The 16,720-nt window shown below is 41.7% G+C and carries 18 protein-coding genes; 8 read left to right on the top strand and 10 right to left on the bottom strand.

The window, feature by feature from the left end:
• Positions 1 to 49: 49 nt before the first annotated feature.
• Positions 50 to 448 (bottom strand): large conductance mechanosensitive channel protein MscL, encoded by a 399-nt coding sequence (gene mscL / locus NDN60_RS06280; RefSeq protein WP_011375330.1) that lies wholly within the window; start codon positions 446 to 448, stop codon positions 50 to 52.
• A 175-nt stretch (positions 449 to 623) separates the two neighbouring features.
• On the opposite strand from mscL, the gene NDN60_RS06275 reads away from it, so the two are divergent.
• Complete coding sequence (locus NDN60_RS06275) at positions 624 to 1,355, top strand: TerC family protein (protein WP_011375329.1); 732 nt, start codon at positions 624 to 626, stop codon at positions 1,353 to 1,355.
• 28 nt (positions 1,356 to 1,383) lie between these two features.
• On the opposite strand, the gene NDN60_RS06270 is transcribed toward NDN60_RS06275, so the two are convergent.
• From NDN60_RS06270 to NDN60_RS06255, 4 genes are all read right to left on the bottom strand, one after another.
• Positions 1,384 to 2,370, bottom strand: coding sequence for a YdcF family protein (locus tag NDN60_RS06270; protein WP_231953172.1), 987 nt, complete (start codon positions 2,368 to 2,370; stop codon positions 1,384 to 1,386).
• An 88-nt stretch (positions 2,371 to 2,458) separates the two neighbouring features.
• Entirely contained in the window at positions 2,459 to 3,280 is an 822-nt protein-coding gene (gene yidA / locus NDN60_RS06265; RefSeq protein ID WP_250790775.1) for a sugar-phosphatase, read from the bottom strand.
• A gap of 15 nt (positions 3,281 to 3,295) precedes the next feature.
• Positions 3,296 to 4,654, bottom strand: coding sequence for an HD domain-containing protein (locus tag NDN60_RS06260; protein WP_025015954.1), 1,359 nt, complete (start codon positions 4,652 to 4,654; stop codon positions 3,296 to 3,298).
• A gap of 14 nt (positions 4,655 to 4,668) precedes the next feature.
• Positions 4,669 to 5,511, bottom strand: coding sequence for a lipoyl protein ligase domain-containing protein (locus NDN60_RS06255; RefSeq protein ID WP_099947749.1), 843 nt, complete (start codon positions 5,509 to 5,511; stop codon positions 4,669 to 4,671).
• Positions 5,512 to 5,664: 153 nt separating this feature from the next.
• Here NDN60_RS06255 and NDN60_RS06250 point away from each other — a divergent pair, with 153 nt between their 5' ends.
• Positions 5,665 to 6,105 carry a DUF1934 domain-containing protein gene (locus NDN60_RS06250; RefSeq protein WP_099947748.1) on the top strand — a complete coding sequence of 147 codons (441 nt, stop codon included), beginning with the start codon at positions 5,665 to 5,667 and terminating at the stop codon, positions 6,103 to 6,105.
• 43 nt (positions 6,106 to 6,148) lie between these two features.
• On the top strand, positions 6,149 to 6,757 hold the full coding sequence (gene rpoE / locus NDN60_RS06245; RefSeq protein ID WP_099947747.1) for a DNA-directed RNA polymerase subunit delta: 609 nt from the start codon (positions 6,149 to 6,151) through the stop codon (positions 6,755 to 6,757).
• 74 nt (positions 6,758 to 6,831) lie between these two features.
• Here rpoE and NDN60_RS06240 read toward each other — a convergent pair whose 3' ends face one another.
• Entirely contained in the window at positions 6,832 to 7,767 is a 936-nt protein-coding gene (locus NDN60_RS06240; RefSeq protein ID WP_056947549.1) for an ROK family protein, read from the bottom strand.
• 266 nt (positions 7,768 to 8,033) lie between these two features.
• On the opposite strand from NDN60_RS06240, the gene NDN60_RS06235 reads away from it, so the two are divergent.
• From NDN60_RS06235 to NDN60_RS06225, 3 genes are all read left to right on the top strand, one after another.
• Positions 8,034 to 9,626, top strand: a complete 1,593-nt coding sequence (locus NDN60_RS06235; RefSeq protein WP_011375321.1) for a CTP synthase — start codon at positions 8,034 to 8,036, stop codon at positions 9,624 to 9,626.
• Between the two features lie 345 nt (positions 9,627 to 9,971).
• The gene (locus NDN60_RS06230; RefSeq protein ID WP_099947746.1) at positions 9,972 to 11,231 is read left to right on the top strand and encodes a UDP-N-acetylglucosamine 1-carboxyvinyltransferase; all 1,260 of its coding nucleotides are present in this window, start codon (positions 9,972 to 9,974) and stop codon (positions 11,229 to 11,231) included.
• 154 nt (positions 11,232 to 11,385) lie between these two features.
• The gene (locus tag NDN60_RS06225; RefSeq protein WP_004270647.1) at positions 11,386 to 11,649 is read left to right on the top strand and encodes a type B 50S ribosomal protein L31; all 264 of its coding nucleotides are present in this window, start codon (positions 11,386 to 11,388) and stop codon (positions 11,647 to 11,649) included.
• Positions 11,650 to 11,733: 84 nt separating this feature from the next.
• Here NDN60_RS06225 and NDN60_RS06220 read toward each other — a convergent pair whose 3' ends face one another.
• Together NDN60_RS06220 and NDN60_RS06215 are read right to left on the bottom strand one after the other, a co-directional pair.
• Positions 11,734 to 12,570 (bottom strand): chloride channel protein, encoded by an 837-nt coding sequence (locus NDN60_RS06220; protein ID WP_231953171.1) that lies wholly within the window; start codon positions 12,568 to 12,570, stop codon positions 11,734 to 11,736.
• Positions 12,551 to 12,952 carry a hypothetical protein gene (locus NDN60_RS06215; protein WP_011375318.1) on the bottom strand — a complete coding sequence of 134 codons (402 nt, stop codon included), beginning with the start codon at positions 12,950 to 12,952 and terminating at the stop codon, positions 12,551 to 12,553. The genes NDN60_RS06220 and NDN60_RS06215 overlap by 20 nt, the downstream gene beginning before the upstream one ends.
• A 98-nt stretch (positions 12,953 to 13,050) precedes the next feature.
• On the opposite strand from NDN60_RS06215, the gene NDN60_RS06210 reads away from it, so the two are divergent.
• Together NDN60_RS06210 and NDN60_RS06205 are read left to right on the top strand one after the other, a co-directional pair.
• The gene (locus NDN60_RS06210) at positions 13,051 to 13,680 is read left to right on the top strand and encodes a TMEM175 family protein (RefSeq protein WP_056947551.1); all 630 of its coding nucleotides are present in this window, start codon (positions 13,051 to 13,053) and stop codon (positions 13,678 to 13,680) included.
• A 12-nt stretch (positions 13,681 to 13,692) separates the two neighbouring features.
• The gene (locus NDN60_RS06205) at positions 13,693 to 14,370 is read left to right on the top strand and encodes a hypothetical protein (RefSeq protein ID WP_011375316.1); all 678 of its coding nucleotides are present in this window, start codon (positions 13,693 to 13,695) and stop codon (positions 14,368 to 14,370) included.
• 315 nt (positions 14,371 to 14,685) lie between these two features.
• On the opposite strand, the gene NDN60_RS06200 is transcribed toward NDN60_RS06205, so the two are convergent.
• Together NDN60_RS06200 and NDN60_RS06195 are read right to left on the bottom strand one after the other, a co-directional pair.
• Positions 14,686 to 15,939, bottom strand: a complete 1,254-nt coding sequence (locus NDN60_RS06200; RefSeq protein ID WP_011375314.1) for a multidrug efflux MFS transporter — start codon at positions 15,937 to 15,939, stop codon at positions 14,686 to 14,688.
• A 26-nt stretch (positions 15,940 to 15,965) separates the two neighbouring features.
• A complete protein-coding gene (locus NDN60_RS06195; RefSeq protein ID WP_011375313.1) occupies positions 15,966 to 16,706 on the bottom strand; it encodes an SMI1/KNR4 family protein in 741 nt (246 codons plus the stop codon).
• Positions 16,707 to 16,720 lie beyond the last annotated feature (14 nt).

The raw sequence follows: 16,720 nt of genomic DNA, 5'->3' as shown, positions 1-16,720 counted from the left end.
ACAAAATTACTTTTGTCCCAGCTCCTTATTTCATGGTGTGAATGATAGCTTATTGATGATCCTTGTTTGCTAACAAGTCGCGGATTTCCTTCAAGTATAGTTCTTCTTGAGTAGGTGCTGCTTCTTCAGCAACCTCTTCTTCTGTCTTCTTGCCCATGTCGCGAAGTTTGTTGAATCCTTTGACAATTAGGAAGACGATAATAGCGATGATCAAGAAGTTAATCACGTCGTTGAGGAAGTTCCCAATTTGGAAAACAGCCTTAGTTCCCGGAATTGTGACAGCAATCCCTGAAAGATCTACTTGACCGACGAATAATGAGATAATTGGATTGATTAAGTTTTTAGTTAATGAATCTACGATACTCTTAAGTGCAGCCCCCAAAATAACCCCGACTGCCATGTCTAGCACGTTGCCGCGCATAATAAATTCTTTAAATTCTTTAATCATAAAGCGATCCCTCCATACTATTAATTGTTTTCAAGAAAAATTATACCGTATTTTGCCCAGAGAATAAATAATAATGGATGGTCGCTGACAATAAAGTGAGATAATATTTGTTATTTTCATGAAAAATCGTTAAGATAGGAACGAGTTAAAAATTAAAGTAATTGAGGCCTATCGTATGAATTGGATTGTACAATTGTACCAGCCTTTCTTTGAATTAAATAACTGGCAAACAGTTATTCGTTCTTCTGAAGATTGGTTATTGATTTTAACATTGGTGATTATGGAATGCTTGCTATCAGTCGATAACGCGGTTGTGTTAGCTGCACAAACCCAAAGTTTACCAACAAAAATTGAACAGGAAAAATCACTAGTTTATGGTTTGTGGGGCGCTTATCTATTCCGCTTTATCATTATTGGTGTTGGGACTTTCTTGATCCACTTATGGGAGATCAAAGTCGCAGGTTCGCTCTATTTAGTTTACTTAGTCTATGCTTATTTCAGGAAACAAAAACAACCTAAGCAAGTTAAAAAACCGGGTTCTAAAATTAGTAGCCCACATCGTTTCTGGCGCACAGTCATTTCGATCGAGTTAATGGATATCGTCTTCTCAATTGATTCCGTCTTAGCCTCATTAGCGATTTCAAGTAACCCTGTGATTGTCTTGATTGGTGGGATGATCGGGATTATCTGTATGCGGGGGATTGCCCAGATTATTGCGCGTTTGATGGAAAAGATTCCAGAATTAAACCCGATGGCGTATATCTTGATTCTCTTCATCGCGGTGAAGTTGTTCTTATCAATTCCAGCGATTGATATTGAAATTCCCAATCTTGTGTTCGCGGGCATTGTCTTCGGAACAATCTTGATTACGTTAGGGATTCACTATATTCGTAAACAACGAGCATAAAAAGGACCGACAATTGTCGGTCCTTTTTTTAATTAAGATGGTTCAATAAGACTGCTAGAATCGCAAATAGTAAACTGCAGATTGTTACAAATAATAACTGATGGCGTTTCATCGAGAGAATCGCGATGAATTCACGGATGGTTGCGTTGGGTAAGAAGTATTTCGACGTCTTAGCGCCAATACCATCAGCTTTGAGATGGGCTTGTTTAGCGAATAGTCCAGCACGGAAAGTGTGGTAGTTATTCGTTGAGAAGATAATTCGGGGTTTATCTTTATCCGTATCGGCTTCGATAATTTGCTTTGAAAACTGCATGTTTTGAAGTGTGTTGACGGATTTTTCTTCCGTTAACGTCTGTTCAACAGGGATGCCATGGTCGATTGCGTAGCGTTGCATGGCGACTGATTCAGGTAACTTTTCATCCCCACCTTGTCCGCCGGAGAAGACGAGCTTCGGTGCCGGACGGCCTTTTTTGACTTGACGGTGGTAGAAGGTCATTGCCCGTTCAATCCGACTGGCTAACAGTGGTGGCACGTACTGTCCGTCAATTAAGCCACTACCTAAAACGATGATGTAGTCTTGATTATACCGTGGTCGGTTGAATAGATAGATAATTAGTGAAGAAAGATAAAGATAGAAAAATAATGGAATGTAAAGTAGAAAAACGGTGCTAATTGTTCCGATGAAAATCCGTAAATCTTCGGGTACATGGAGTAAGTTGGCCAACATAGGCACGAAGAAGAGGGCAATTAATCCTAACCCGATAAATAGGGTCAGCATGTTCGAAAGTGTGTGGCTTTCCTTTTTCCAAACAATATAGGCGTTCCATAAAAAGAGTAAGAAGCCAAACAGGTAGAAAAACATGATAATTAAAACGGCGACAATGGCTGCCGCAAGGGCGATGTAATAAACGTTACGACTATCCGATTGAAAAACGAGAATGGCTAATTCACCAACCGCCGTGGCAAGAAAGCCATTAAAGACAATCCCGTTGATAAAACGACGCTTTTCAGTCAACTGTAGTACAACGAACAACGCTAAGAAAATCAGCGGCAAAAGGTAAAAATAATCGATAAAGGTGTTCCTAAGTGACTCCTAAAGGATTTTATTTATTGAGTGCATATTTTTCGATGGCATAAGCAACGCCGTCTTGACCGAGGTGATTACTCTTCGTAATGACTTTGGCAATTTTTTTAAGTTCAGGAATAGCGTTATCCATGGCAACTGGTAAACCAGCGTAAGCTAACATTGACAGGTCATTGCCTTGATCACCGACCGCCATCACTTCTGATTGGTCGATGGCCAACGCATTGGCTAAGTCACGTAAGCCATTGCCTTTACCAGCTTTGGTGTTGAGGACTTCTAGGAAATAAGGTTCACTTTGGACAAATTGATAACGATCGAAGAACTCCGTTGGAATCTTGGCTTTACCTTCAGCTAGAACTTCAGGATCGTCAATCAGCATCACTTTTGAAAAGGCCTTGTCAGGGGCAATTTCATCAACGTGGCGGAATTTAATTGGCATATTAACCAAGGCACTTTCACCAATGGTATAAGGACTGATGTCGCGGTTGGCCGTGTAGATGAATTGATCATCTTCGGCATGAAGGTGAACGCCAATTGTCCGTGAAAGTGTCTCGAGTTCTAAGTATTGTGCGTGTGTCAGGGTGTGACGCACTAAGATTTCACCAGTAGCGGTATTTTGAACTAAGGCGCCATTAAAGGTAATCACATAATCAGAACTATCTGTGAGGCCTAATTCATGTAAGAAAGGTGTGACACCAGTGAGTGGGCGACCGGTACAAAGGACCACTTTGATGCCTTGGGCTTTAGCGGCTTTGACCACTTCAATGGTTTTGGGGCTGAGGACGTTATTTTCGTTTAACAAAGTACCATCCATATCGACTGCGACGAGTTTAATTGACATAATGAGAAACACTCCTTATTGGTTGTGGGGGTGCGCTTGAATCGCACCATTATTAATGTAGCTGTTAAATTGTTGATAAATTGGTGCGAAAACTTCGAGATTAGCGGTATTGCGCATTTCTTTAGGGAAATAGAACCGTTCGTCTCCCGAGAACTTACCTGAAATGGCTGCGACCAAGTTACTGATTGAAGAAAGCTCATTCAGTTGCCCATCAGATTGAATAATCTCAATCTGGGTTTTGGGCGATTTAGCCGACGGGTCATAGGCATCATAGGGGAGGTCAAAGCTATTGTTAACGGCGGTGTAGTAAGTCGCGTTGTAACCGGCTTGTTCGGTGAGGGCCCGCATCTCTGGTAAGCAATCTGCCGTTGATGGATTAAATTTCACCGATTTTAAAGGACGACGGCTGAGAAAACGGCCCGCTAAATCCTTCAAAACGGTATCGGGGCAGTCTAACCAGTAAATAAAATAGGTATTTAAGACGCCATCATCGAGTTTAAGATAATCCCGCAAGGTGAAATCCTGTTCGAAAAAGGGAATCAATAATTGAGGGGCCAAGCTTTGATGATGATCCGGTTGTTCGTAGAGAAATTTAGCGCGTTGGAGCAATTTTTGTAAGACGACTTCCATGCCGCGTGAGACGGGATGGAAATAAACTTGTTGATACATTTGGAAACGGCTGACGATATAATCCTCAACGGCATGCATGCCGTTGGCTAAAAAGGCAATCCCATTAGCGTAGGGGCGCATGACTCGCAAAACACGGGTTAAATCGAATTCACCATATTTGGTACCGGTATTATAGGCATCCCGCAATAGATAATCCATGCGATCGGCATCAATTTGACTTGAAATCATCTGGACCACCTGGGGATTAGGATAAGTGTGGTCAATGACGCTCGCCACTTTTGCCGGGAAATCAGGTGCCACTTGGCTGAGAATTTGATTGACCTTGGTTTCAGGCGTCATAATAATTTGGCGCGTAATCGATTCATGATCCGTATTAAAAATATGTTCAAAAGTATGTGAATAAGCACCATGGCCGATATCGTGTAACAAGGCCGCGCAGAGTGCGACAAGTCGTTGGCTGTCATCCCAAAGACCATCGCCTGGCTGTTTGGTGGGGTAATTGATTTGGAATTGGTCACAGATTTGACGCGTGATCTCATAAACGCCTAAAGAATGGGTAAATCGTGAATGTTCTGCCCCTTGGAAGACATAGGAGGTCGTGCCCAACTGCTTAATTCGGCGGAGTCGTTGAAATTCTGGCGTATCGATTAAATCGAGAATTACTTGATAGTCGACACGGATATAATTATGAACAGGATCGCGAAATACTTTTTCGCGGGTTAGTTTCTGCAGGGCATAGGTCACAAAAAAATCTCCTTCTAAGGCTGATATCCAGGTTGATACCGGCGTAATAATTGTCGGTTCTTGGTGAGTTGTGTTTGATAGTCAGATGCTTGCATCAGGGGTTGTAAATCTGATTGCAGGGTTAATCCTGCGTTTGTTTGTAAGCTAGCGATTAGTTGTTGGCTGACACTGGCCACTGTGAGTGGTTGATGCAGTAAATCAGCGAGATTAGCCATTGTTTCGGGATGCACATCTGGAAAGGTCCAGCGGGTTTGTTCCAAGGCTTTGCCAGCGTGGTAGAAATGCTGCATTAGAGTCCCGCGTGCGTGTTGATCGCCTTCAATGCTAGCGTATAGTAAAATCGCAATGCCATTTTTGGAACGTCGTTGGGCAATGCCGGCGAACTTTTGTCCGTTGATACTGAGGTCGTATTCGCCCGGACAGTAAGAATGCTGAACTTCAAAATGCTCGATAGTGATGTTGCCCGTATTGAAGGTCTCGCTGAAAAGAGTCTCCATTAATTCATAAGCCGCATTAATGGAGAGTTGATCGGCGACTTCTGGCAGGTAAAAACCCAGATTGAGAATACCGGGATCAGCAACAATGCCGAGGCCGCCAGCATTTCGGACGAAATAGTGATAGCCTGCGGCGGTCAATTGATCAGTGGCGGCGGTTAAAGCGGGCAATTTAGTATCCATCATGCCTAAAATCACGGTTTTTTCGAGTGTCCAAAAATGAATAATTGGTTGTTGGCGTTCTTTGGTGAGGGCCAACAGGGTATTTGTATGGGCAAAAGCGAGTTGACCTTGGTCGGCCGTAAAATGTTGGTTAACAATGGCCCATGTTTGTTGGGGATAAAGAGTCGCTAAATCTTGCAAAATAACACCTCACAATTCATTAATATACCTATTAATTATAGCTTAAATTAAGATAGCTGTCTGTAACTAAGGCAGGATTGCTTAATCAAAGGTGGCATGGCCAATTTGTTTGGCTTATAATATAACTAATTTAGAATTTAGAGGGAGTTTATCATGGCTAGCAAAAAGAGTACGCCGATTAAAATCCATCTTGAAACAGAAATTACACAAGATGGTCAAACCGAAAGCCATATTTTCGATGAAGAAGGCGAATTAATTCAAATGGGTACGACGACTTACCTGCGCTACTTAGAACACGCGCAAGGCCAAGAAACAGCCGTGCGTTTCAAGTTAGCAGAAGATGGGCAAGTCCAATTAACGCGCGGGACTGAAAAAGATGCGACACAATTACGCCTCTATTTTAAAATGCATGATGCGCAAGGCTCACTTTACCAAACGCAATACGGCAATTTACCGGTTTTGACGACAACCAATCATTTATTGATGACATTATCAGATGAACCACTTAGCGGTAAAGTTGTTGTCCATTATCAATTAGAAATCAGTCAGCAGGTTGTTGGTGATTACAAATTACGATTGATTTTTAACGCTTAAACTAGTATGATTAAGGATAGACTGTTGAAAGGACGTGTACTGGTTGAAATTAGACGTTTTTAAAGGCCAAAATAAAGAAGAACTATCAATGATAGAAGTCGCTCACGCAATTTTAGAAGGTAAGGGCGACACAATTGCATTTGCTGACTTAACGAATGAAGTCCAAAATTATTTAGGCAAAAGTGATGAAGAAGTGCGTGCACGCTTATCACAATTTTATACAGATTTAAACGAAGATGGTAGCTTTATTTCTTTAGGCGAAAACGTTTGGGGCTTGCGTTCTTGGTACCCATATGAATCTGTCGATGAAGAAGTTAACCATCCAGAAGATGAAGAAGACCAACCAACTAAGAAGAAACGTCGTAAGAAGGTTAATGCTTTCTTAGCCGATGTGGCTGATGACGACGATGTTATTGACTATAGTGATGATGATCCCGAAGACGAAGATTTAGACGTTGAAGATGACGCAGAACTTGTCGTAACCGATGATGATTCTAGTGATGATCTAACTGCATATAAAGCAGACTTACAAAGCATCGGCGACGATGATGATGACGAAGATGATGCACTGGAAGATGGTATCGAAGGTCAATTATCAGAATTTAGCGAAGATGATGAAGACGAAGACGACGATGAGGATGATGAACTTTAGTCATTTACTTAATAGTCAACGTAAAAAAGAGGTACTAAGACAAAACGACTTGTCTTAGTACCTCTTTTTTTAGATTAGTAAGGGCGCTTAAAGCGGTGTTCGTAATGTAAAGCAGCGCCAATTAGATTGGCATCATTTTTAAAATAGCAGGTTCGTAAATTGGGTTTAGTGAAGGCTTGGTCAGGATTGGGATAGAAGCGTTTATAAAAACTAATTTTACTATCAGGAGAAGCAAGTAACGTAGCAATATGGGCTTTGAGTTCTGGCAATAAGTCAGGGTTATTACTGATTCCGCCACCAATTCCGATAATTTCTGGTTGATAGGCGGCATTTAAGAAAATCAGGATTTCAGCGAGTGACGCATACATCTGATCAACTTCTTGACTAGCGATGGGATCGCCTTGTTTGGCCAATTCAAAAACAGTTTTGCCATCGATCGTGTTAGGCAGTTTGAAATTCTTCAGTGAGACAGTCTTACCAATTTGAACGGGTGAGACTTTGGAATTGTTGAGTGTTTTGAGTGTATCAGCGAACCGCTTTTCAGGATTATCGAACTTCTCGGCAAGATTTTTTAAGATGAGACCGTCTTGAACGATGGCCAAACCGATACCGGAACCGATAATTGTGAATAACGCGTTTTGATGATTTTGGCCCACACCGAGGGTCATTTCCGCCAAAGCGGCACTTTCGGCATCGTTTTGTAAGGAGACGGGGCGGTTTAATTGGGTTGCAAAATCGTGTTGGAACTCACCGAGATGAAGAAAGGGCACATAGCTCATGCCGTGAACAATCCCTGTATCTTCGTCCGGTTCACCAGGACAGCTCACCGCAATGCCGGCAATCGGTTCGTGTGCATCACAAATATCAGCTACTGTTTGATAGAACTTGTTCCGGGTGAGGGGTGTTGGAAACTGTTCTCGATCTTCGAGTTTTTGGGCCGTCCAAAAGCCGTATTTAACGGCCGAACCACCGATATCTAATACTAAGATTGTTTCTGTGGATTGAACCATAGTCGCAAACCTCCTTGATTTTAACAACCACCCTATAGTACTACAAAAAAGCGTCTAAAAGCAGTTAATAAGTTAGGTGATTTTTGCTTGACGCTAAAATAGATTTCTTGTATTATATTCTATGGGCGCTTTACAATTATTTGTGAAGCCAGAATCGGTTAACAAGCTCCCTGTTCATTTTGAATAGGGAGCTTGTTTTTGTTTTTTGTTGTTTCCCAGAGAACTGAAGGATTAGCATTGGCTAAGAAGAAAAGGAGAATATTTATATGACCAAATATGTTTTTGTAACAGGTGGCGTTGTTTCCTCATTAGGTAAAGGAATCGTTGCGGCTTCACTCGGTCGTTTATTAAAGAATCGTGGCTTAAAAGTAACGATTCAAAAATTTGATCCATACATCAACGTGGATCCTGGTACAATGAGCCCTTACCAACATGGTGAAGTTTTCGTAACAGATGATGGTACTGAAACTGATTTAGATCTTGGCCATTACGAACGTTTCATCGACAACAATTTAAATAAATATTCTAACGTGACGACAGGTAAAATTTATTCAGAAGTTTTACGTAAAGAACGTAAAGGTGAATACCTTGGCGCAACTGTTCAAGTCATTCCACATATCACAAACATGATTAAAGAAAAAATCATGCGTGCTGCGACAACTACTGATTCAGATATCGTCATTACTGAAATCGGTGGGACTGTTGGTGATATTGAATCACTACCATTCTTAGAAGCACTTCGTCAAATGAAGGCGGATGTCGGTGCTGAAAACTGTATCTACATTCACACAACATTGGTGCCTTACTTAAAGGCTGCTGGTGAAATGAAGACTAAACCAACACAACACAGTGTTAAAGAATTACGTGGCATTGGTATCCAACCAAATGTCTTGGTTTGTCGGACTGAAAAAGCAATTCCAGATGACATGCGTAACAAGATTGCGCAATTCTGTGATGTTGAACCTGAAGCAGTTGTTGAATCACGCGATGCAGAATCAATCTACGATATTCCATTGTTATTGAAGAACCAAGGTTTAGATGATTTTGTCTTGAACCACTTCAAGATGACAGCCCCAGAAGCTGACATGACAGAATGGATCGACATGTTACACACAATCAAGAATCTTGAAGGTACAAAGAAGATTGCCTTGGTTGGTAAATATATCGAATTACAAGATGCTTATATCTCAGTGAATGAAGCATTACGTCATGCTGGTTATGTTTATAACACAGACGTTAAAGTGACACCAATTCAATCAGAAGATATCACTAAAGAAAATGTTGCTGAAACATTAGCTGGTTTCGATGGCATCATCGTGCCTGGTGGTTTCGGCGATCGTGGTTTGGAAGGAATGATTCTTTCAATCCAATATGCCCGTGAAAATGATGTGCCATATCTTGGTATCTGTTTAGGGATGCAAATGGCAAGTATCGAATTTGCCCGCAACGTTGCTGGTATCACAGATGCCACAACTGGTGAAGTGCACCCAGATGCAGAACACAAATTAATCGACATCATGTCAGATCAAAAAGATCTTGAAAATATGGGTGGGACACAACGTCTTGGTTTGTACCCATGTAAGTTAAAACCAGGTACTAAGACTGCCGAAGCTTATGATAACCAAAGTGTTATCCAACAACGTCACCGTCACCGTTATGAATTCAATAACGAATACCGTGACTTGTTAACAGACAAGGGCTTAGTATTTGCTGGTACTTCACCTGACAACCGTTTAGTTGAAGTCATCGAAATTCCAGAAAACAAATTCTTCGTGGCTGCACAATATCACCCAGAATTCTTATCACGTCCAAACAAACCAGAAGGTTTATTCAAAGCATTCATCGGCGCAACAATGTAATTAATAAAAACTCGGCTCATTTGTGGGCCGAGTTTTTTTGTCCACTGATTCACAAGGGATTCAATGTCTGAATTAATTAAAAAGTTATTGCTATAAACTATAATTTGTTATAAAACGAATGATATTCTGAGAATGGCTTGTAATTTAGCAATTAATTAATTATTATTATACGTGTATGACTTATTTAGAAACGATATAACATGTTTTTAGGTATGTTAACAAATCGATAATCAATTAAATAATAAACTTGGAAAGCCAAAAGCGTACTTTAAGTTGCAATAACTTAGTTAATTAGTCAACGGAAGTTTGCTCTTTTGTTATGAATCGAACGGAGAAATCTAAAAAATGAAAAAAATATTAATTCAAGGCGGTAATCTTCTATCAGGGGAAGTGACAATTGGCGGCGCTAAAAACAGTACGGTAGCAATTATCCCAGCAGCGATTTTGGCAGAATCCAAAGTTGTTCTGGATAGTGTGCCGCACATCAAGGACGTCAACAGCTTACTATCAATTTTAGAAGATATGTCGGTTACTTCAACCTTCACGGGCGATACGGTTGAAATTGATCCGACAAATATTGTATCAACACCTTTACCAAGTGGTAAAATTCAAAGTTTACGGGCTTCATATTATTTCATGGGGGCTTTGTTAGGACGTTTTGGTAAAGCAATCGTGGGCTTGCCTGGTGGCGATGATATCGGACCACGGCCAATCGATCAACACATCAAGGGTTTCGAAGCTCTTGGTGCGGTGGTTACCAATAATCATGGGGCGATTGAAATTAACGCACCAGAAGGGTTACACGGCGCTAAAATTTATCTAGACATGGCATCAGTTGGGGCAACCATTAACCTATTATTGGCTGCTGTTCGTGCTGAAGGTCAAACAGTCATTGAAAATGCTGCGCGTGAACCTGAAATTGTCGATATCGCGACTTTCTTAAATAATATGGGTGCAAAGGTTCGTGGAGCCGGTACTGATATTATTCGGATTGAAGGGGTGGCCCACTTATACGGTCACAACACACATACGATTATTCCTGATCGAATCGAAGCAGGGACTTACCTCAGTATGGCAGCTGCCATCGGTGACGGGGTGAACGTTAAAAATATCATTAGCGAACATATGGATGCTTATCTTGCTAAGTTAGAAGAAATGGGCGTTAAGATGGATGTTAAAGAAGACAGTATTTTTGTTTATCCATCACCTGATTTGAAGATGGTACAAGTCAAGACAATGCCATATCCTGGTTTTGCGACTGACTTACAACAACCCTTAACACCACTTTTATTGAAAGCACAAGGTGAAGGCCTAGTTGTTGATACGCTTTATCCTAAACGGACGCGTCATGTCCCAGAATTAATTCGGATGGGTGCGGATATCTCAATCGAAAATGATGTTATCTTATTGCACCATGCGGATAAATTGCAAGGTGCAGAAGTATCAGCCGATGAAATTCGTGGTGGCGCATGTCTGATGATCGCGGGCTTGATGGCCAACGGTGTGACAACCATTACGAACGCAAGTAATATTTTAAGAGGATATGATCACGTTATTGATAAACTAACGGGCCTCGGGGCTGTCGTCAAAATGGTTGAAGAATAACCGCGAACGTCTATTGTTTTTTGTTGGCATTCGTGCTAATATTTAATGGTTATGTAAACAAATATCTCTGACATAGTAAATATCTCAGGGCGAAACTTAAGTTGAGTGCCATTTCGGTGGCACACTAACTTTAGTAAAAAGGAGCGGAAAAGACATGAAACAAGGTATTCATCCAGATTATCACAAGGTTGTATTTATGGATTCATCAACTGGCTTCAAGTTCATCTCAGGTTCAACTGCTAACTCAGCTGAAACTGTTGAATGGGAAGACGGTAACACATATCCATTAATTCGTGTTGAAATTTCATCAGATTCACATCCATTCTACACTGGTAAACAAAAATTTACTCAAGCAGATGGTCGTGTCGATCGTTTCAACAAAAAATATGGTTTTGCAGACAAGAACGCTGCCAAATAATTATTTTGGAACCGGGGAATTTTTCCCTGGTTTTTTTTTGCACAAAAAAAGGCCCGATTGGACGTTCAATCGGGCCTTTTGCGGTTATTTAATGTGTAATTGCTGAATTTTATGCGTACCGATACAAGCTATTAGAATGATTGGGAAAAATTGAAGCGGTAATAAGAAGAGTAATAATGTCGCCGTGACGTACGGTTGCGCTACGATGATTGTACAACTGACGGCTACTACGGTTGCAACAAGCAATCCGGGGGTGTAGGGGAAGAGGACCGCCAAACTTAAGCCAATTGCTGCACTGGCGAAGATGGCTGGAAAAATTTTACCACCGCGCCACCCGAAAGCAAAGATGAGGTTGGTTAAAACTGTTTTGCCAAGTCCGATTAAGAGTAAGTAGCCAAACGATTGATCCAAGCCGGATTTGGTAAAGGTTAGTAAATAGTGTTCTCCGGAAAACAGTAAATAGGGGGACAATAGACCGCAAGCGCCTAGGCAAATACCAGCGATAACGGCGAGTAAAACTGGTCGGTGAATGGTGTCGGCAAGCCACTGACACCATTGTTCGATTTTTAAAAATAGATTGCCAAAAACGAATCCGACAATTAATGCTAAAATAAGTAATGGCCAGACTGCCAATGTCCAATGAATGGTTGGCGTGTGTAAGGCAAACGGGCTTTCTTTGGGGAATAATTGATTGACTAAAGTAAAACCAAGTAACCCCGTGGCCGTCGTTAGAATATATAATAGCATTTGGTTGAAATGGGATTTAAAGTGTTCGCGAAGCGGCGTTTTTTCAATAGCCTCACCCACACCAGCGAATGGGGCGTGGAAAATAGTAGCCAGCATTGCGCCAATTCCCATATTTAAAAATAGTGTTTGTTGGTGGGCTGTTAATTTAAGACGATCACCCAACCATGTGATCAAGCCGCCGACGATAGCTGATAATGCTGCTTCGGGCCCTAAACTGGCGGACGACTAAGGCCGCAATGATATTTTTACCAACTTGATGCTGATAGGCAACGGCGCCGGTTTGTTTGAATTCGCTAAGTGTTTCGTGCATTGTTTTCGGATAAGGCCCCCAAGAACGCTGCATTAAACCAACGAGGATGCCACCGAATAATCCGATGACTAAGGGATAGGCAGGATGGTTGAAATATGAATAACCAACTTGCCAAATAAGGTGTGTGCTGAGGTTGATAAGCGCTAAGAAGGCGGCGGCTAAGCCACCAATTAATAAGCCTAACAGTAAGCTGTATAGTACAAAGATAAGTTTAAATTGCGTGGTTTTAGTGGTCGATGATGGCATAGGCCCTCCTAAAAATGGGATTATTTATGCACTATTATGCACTAACCACGTGTATTTGACCATAGTGGAATTGTGATTAATCATGGAGGAGAATAATAATGAAAATTGATCGGCTACAAGCATTTAGTGACGGGGTTTTTGCGATTTTGCTGACACTGCTAGTGTTAGATTTTAAGTTGCCCAACTACAAGATTGGGCATTTGGGGCAAGCTGTAATCGCGCAATGGCCCATTTTAGCAGCGTATATGTTATCATTTTTTTATGTAGGAACGTTATGGTTATTTCATCATGACTATTTTGCTAAAATTAAACGGACGAATTGGCAACTCAATATCTTAAATTTGATTCTATTGTTTGCCATCACGCTGATTAATTACCCGACGAGTCTGTTATCCGAAGCAGTTGCGCAACGAAATTTAGCGGATATTCGCTTTGCATTCACAAGTTATGCACTAGTGGCGTTGGTGATCTCGGGTCTATTTTGGGTATTGTATCGTTTCATGGCGGTGCATCAAGATTTGATGATCCACCAAGAACAACACGAACAATTCTACCGAGCCATTCGCAATGATCCACTACGGAGTGTGCTGATTTACGTAATTGCATTGGTGGGGATTCAGTTTAATGTCGTTGTCGGGGCATTATTAATCCTCCTGGGGAACATCTTCCACTTTATCGCGTATTTGCGTTTGAGTCGGAATATTGAAAAACATCATTTAATTGAATAAGGAGTGATAAAAGTGGCAAAACGAACACAAAATTGGCGCTGGGTCGATTGGGTCTACGTCTTCACGATTGCGAGTCATTTGCTATATATCGGAATTGCTTTAGAAGAAATGTTAAATCATCCCGATCAAAATGCGGGTTTAGCCTTTACGATGGTTCAAGTTGTTGGGGGGCTAGTCATTGCGACCTTACCAATTATCTTGGAACGGTTTATGCGTTATCGATTCCCAGAAATATTATATGCCGTTTATTTAGTTTTTATCTATTGTTCGATTTTATTAGGGACCGGGTTACATTTTTACAGTCAAATCTATTATTGGGATAAATTCCTGCATATTTTAAGTGCTGGTTTGTTGGCAGGCTTAGGTTATACGATTTTTTCAGCCTTGATTTCGAGTCATTTACGCCAAACTATTTCACCATTATTGATGAGTATCTTTGCTGCAACATTCGGCAGTACAATTGGTGTTTTCTGGGAATTCTACGAGTTCACAGGTGATCGCTTATTAGGTCTAAACATGCAACGTTTTATGGCAAATGGCCACTTACTACGTGGACAAGCGGCCTTAGTTGATACGATGGGCGATTTGTTAGCAGATGTGGTCGGCTCAATTTTAATCGCAATCATCGGTTATTTCTGTATTAAACATAACCGGGAATGGCTAAATAAATTAACGTTTACCAAAAAATAGAGCGATTAATCAACCGTTTTGACTCCGAGCAGTTGCCTAGTTGTGCAAATAAGCGACGTCAGTCGATTGTTTGTGCGACGTAGCAAGGCACAGGAGTCAGGTTGAGTAAACGCGTTTCTAAAAGTAAAAGGGCGCTAAGACAAAAGTGATTTTGTCTTAGCGCCCTTTTTATTAGTCAAATTTTTATCGGCTAAACGTGTTCTATCAGTCATATTCTTGCGGTTAACGCCGAATGTCAAACGATTGCTGTCAGCAATCATTCGCCACTCTCTGTTAATCCTCAGAATATCTTCGACTGATGGCACACTCTTTTTATTAAGATGTTTTTTTAGCCGCGTCCGCTCGATTTTTACGAAGAACACGGGTATTTTGATTGACCCAAAAGAGGTTAATCACGACTAAGACGGTGGTGGAAATGAAGACTCCACCATAACCGAAAAAGCCAGAAACGCTTGAACCAATTAGTGGTCCGGCAACGTTGCCCATTGCTTGGAAGGATTGGTTATAACTGAAAATACGGCCGGCGGAATTATGCGGCGAGTATTTGGCTAGAATGGTTTGAACTTGTGGTAATAAAGCTGCATCGGCAATCCCGACAAGCAGACGCAAGGCGCCTAATTGCCAAACGTTTTGAACGAACGCTTGGGGGATGTAGACGAAGACCGCGAAAATCAAACCACCAATCAGGATTTTATCGGACCCGATTCGATCACCGAGGGCGCCAAAGCGCGGTGCGGCAATCAGGGTCGCAATCCCCGGAATCGCGGCGACAATCCCGCTGACTAACGCGACATTTTTACCATGGTCCATTAATTGGCGAACGTACAAACTTAACAATGGACTAATCGAGTTGTTGGAAGCTTGAATAATCATCGTTGTGACGAACATCCCGATAATTAAATGGGGATATTTAAGGTTTTGAAGCAGTTGTTTAGCAGGAACTTGGTCGCCTTTTTCGATTGGTGTGAGGTTTTCATGAACGAAAGCTAAACAGAGTAAGAAGACGACGAATAAAATGGTTCCGGTAATGAAGAAGGTCGTTCGGTAACCAGTCATTTCAGCAACAACGCCACCAAGTAGTGGGCCTAACAAAGTCCCAGAAACGGTCCCAGTTGTCAGGGTTCCTAAGGCTTGACCACTCTTTTCTTGAGGAGCGGAAGTTGCGATGAGGGCGTTTGAGTTACTGATATAGCCAGAAAATACCCCTTGGAGTAATCGCAGTGCAATCAGCTCGTAGACGTTTTGGACTAAGCCCATTGCCCCTAGGACAATAGCCATCCCAAGCGAAGCACGGAGTAACATTAATTTACGACCGCGACGATCGGCAATTTTGCCCCACCAAGGCGAGATAATAGCCGTTACTAAGAAGGTGATCGAGTAGGTTAACCCACTCCACATACTCAGTTGTGCGGCGGAAAAATCACCTAACGTATCTATATAAAGTGACATAAAGGGCATAATGAGGCTAAAGGCAACCCCGGCCATAAAATTCCCAAACCATAAAACAACAAGGTTTTGCTCCCATTGTTCTCTGGGTCTGAATAAACGTTGACGGATATGAGTCAACATGAAACAATCATCTCGATTCTAATGAGTTAAAGCGGCGACCATTGCTTTTGATAAGCTTGGTAAGTCGCTAGTAGTGCAGGTTGTTGTGCAAAAATTTGTGCCAACTGTTGACTCTTAGCTTGAGGCAATTGGCGTTTAAAATATAAACGTTGTGTATGGTAGGCATCTAATGCGCATTTTTGCTGTTCTAAGGTACCAGATTGCGCGAAAAAGAGTAGCCAGTCTAAATACCAGTCTTTAGGGCTATCAGCCTCATAAAGCGCTAGTAGCGCCATTAATTGTTCAGCAGGTGCAATTAATAGGTAGTGATTACGTTGCAACGGCGTCAGCGTCAAGTCATCGGTTTCAGGAACAACAATCGGTTTGGTACCTAATTGTGCGAGAAACTGGGAAAAAGAGGACGCAACAGTCAACCACTGGTCAACTTCGGTATCAATGTAGCGAATGCTGGGATTATCAGGTGATTGTTGATAATCGAACGCAAAATATTGCGTACCGTGTTGACTAAATGGTATCAAATAATCAGGCCATTGCGCCACTTCTATGACTGCTTGTGAACCCGTTGCAATACCAGCGAGATAATGACACTCAACGTGGTCTAAACCATCACTAGTCGGTTCGCTAGTGGGAAGGCTAAAGCGGCTTAAAAACCCACCGTTAGTCTCTTGGCATAGTGCTAAATAATCCGCTGGTAAAGCTGCGTTAGGTTTGATAAATCGCGGATCAATCAGCCCGCTATCCGCAATTGTTGGGTGTGCAGAAAACATGTGAGACCTTCCTT

It is taken from the genome of Latilactobacillus sp. (genome assembly GCF_033176295.1).
GTDB classification, from domain to species: Bacteria; Bacillota; Bacilli; order Lactobacillales; family Lactobacillaceae; genus Latilactobacillus; species Latilactobacillus sakei.
This window is presented reverse-complemented; position numbering and strand designations above follow the sequence as displayed.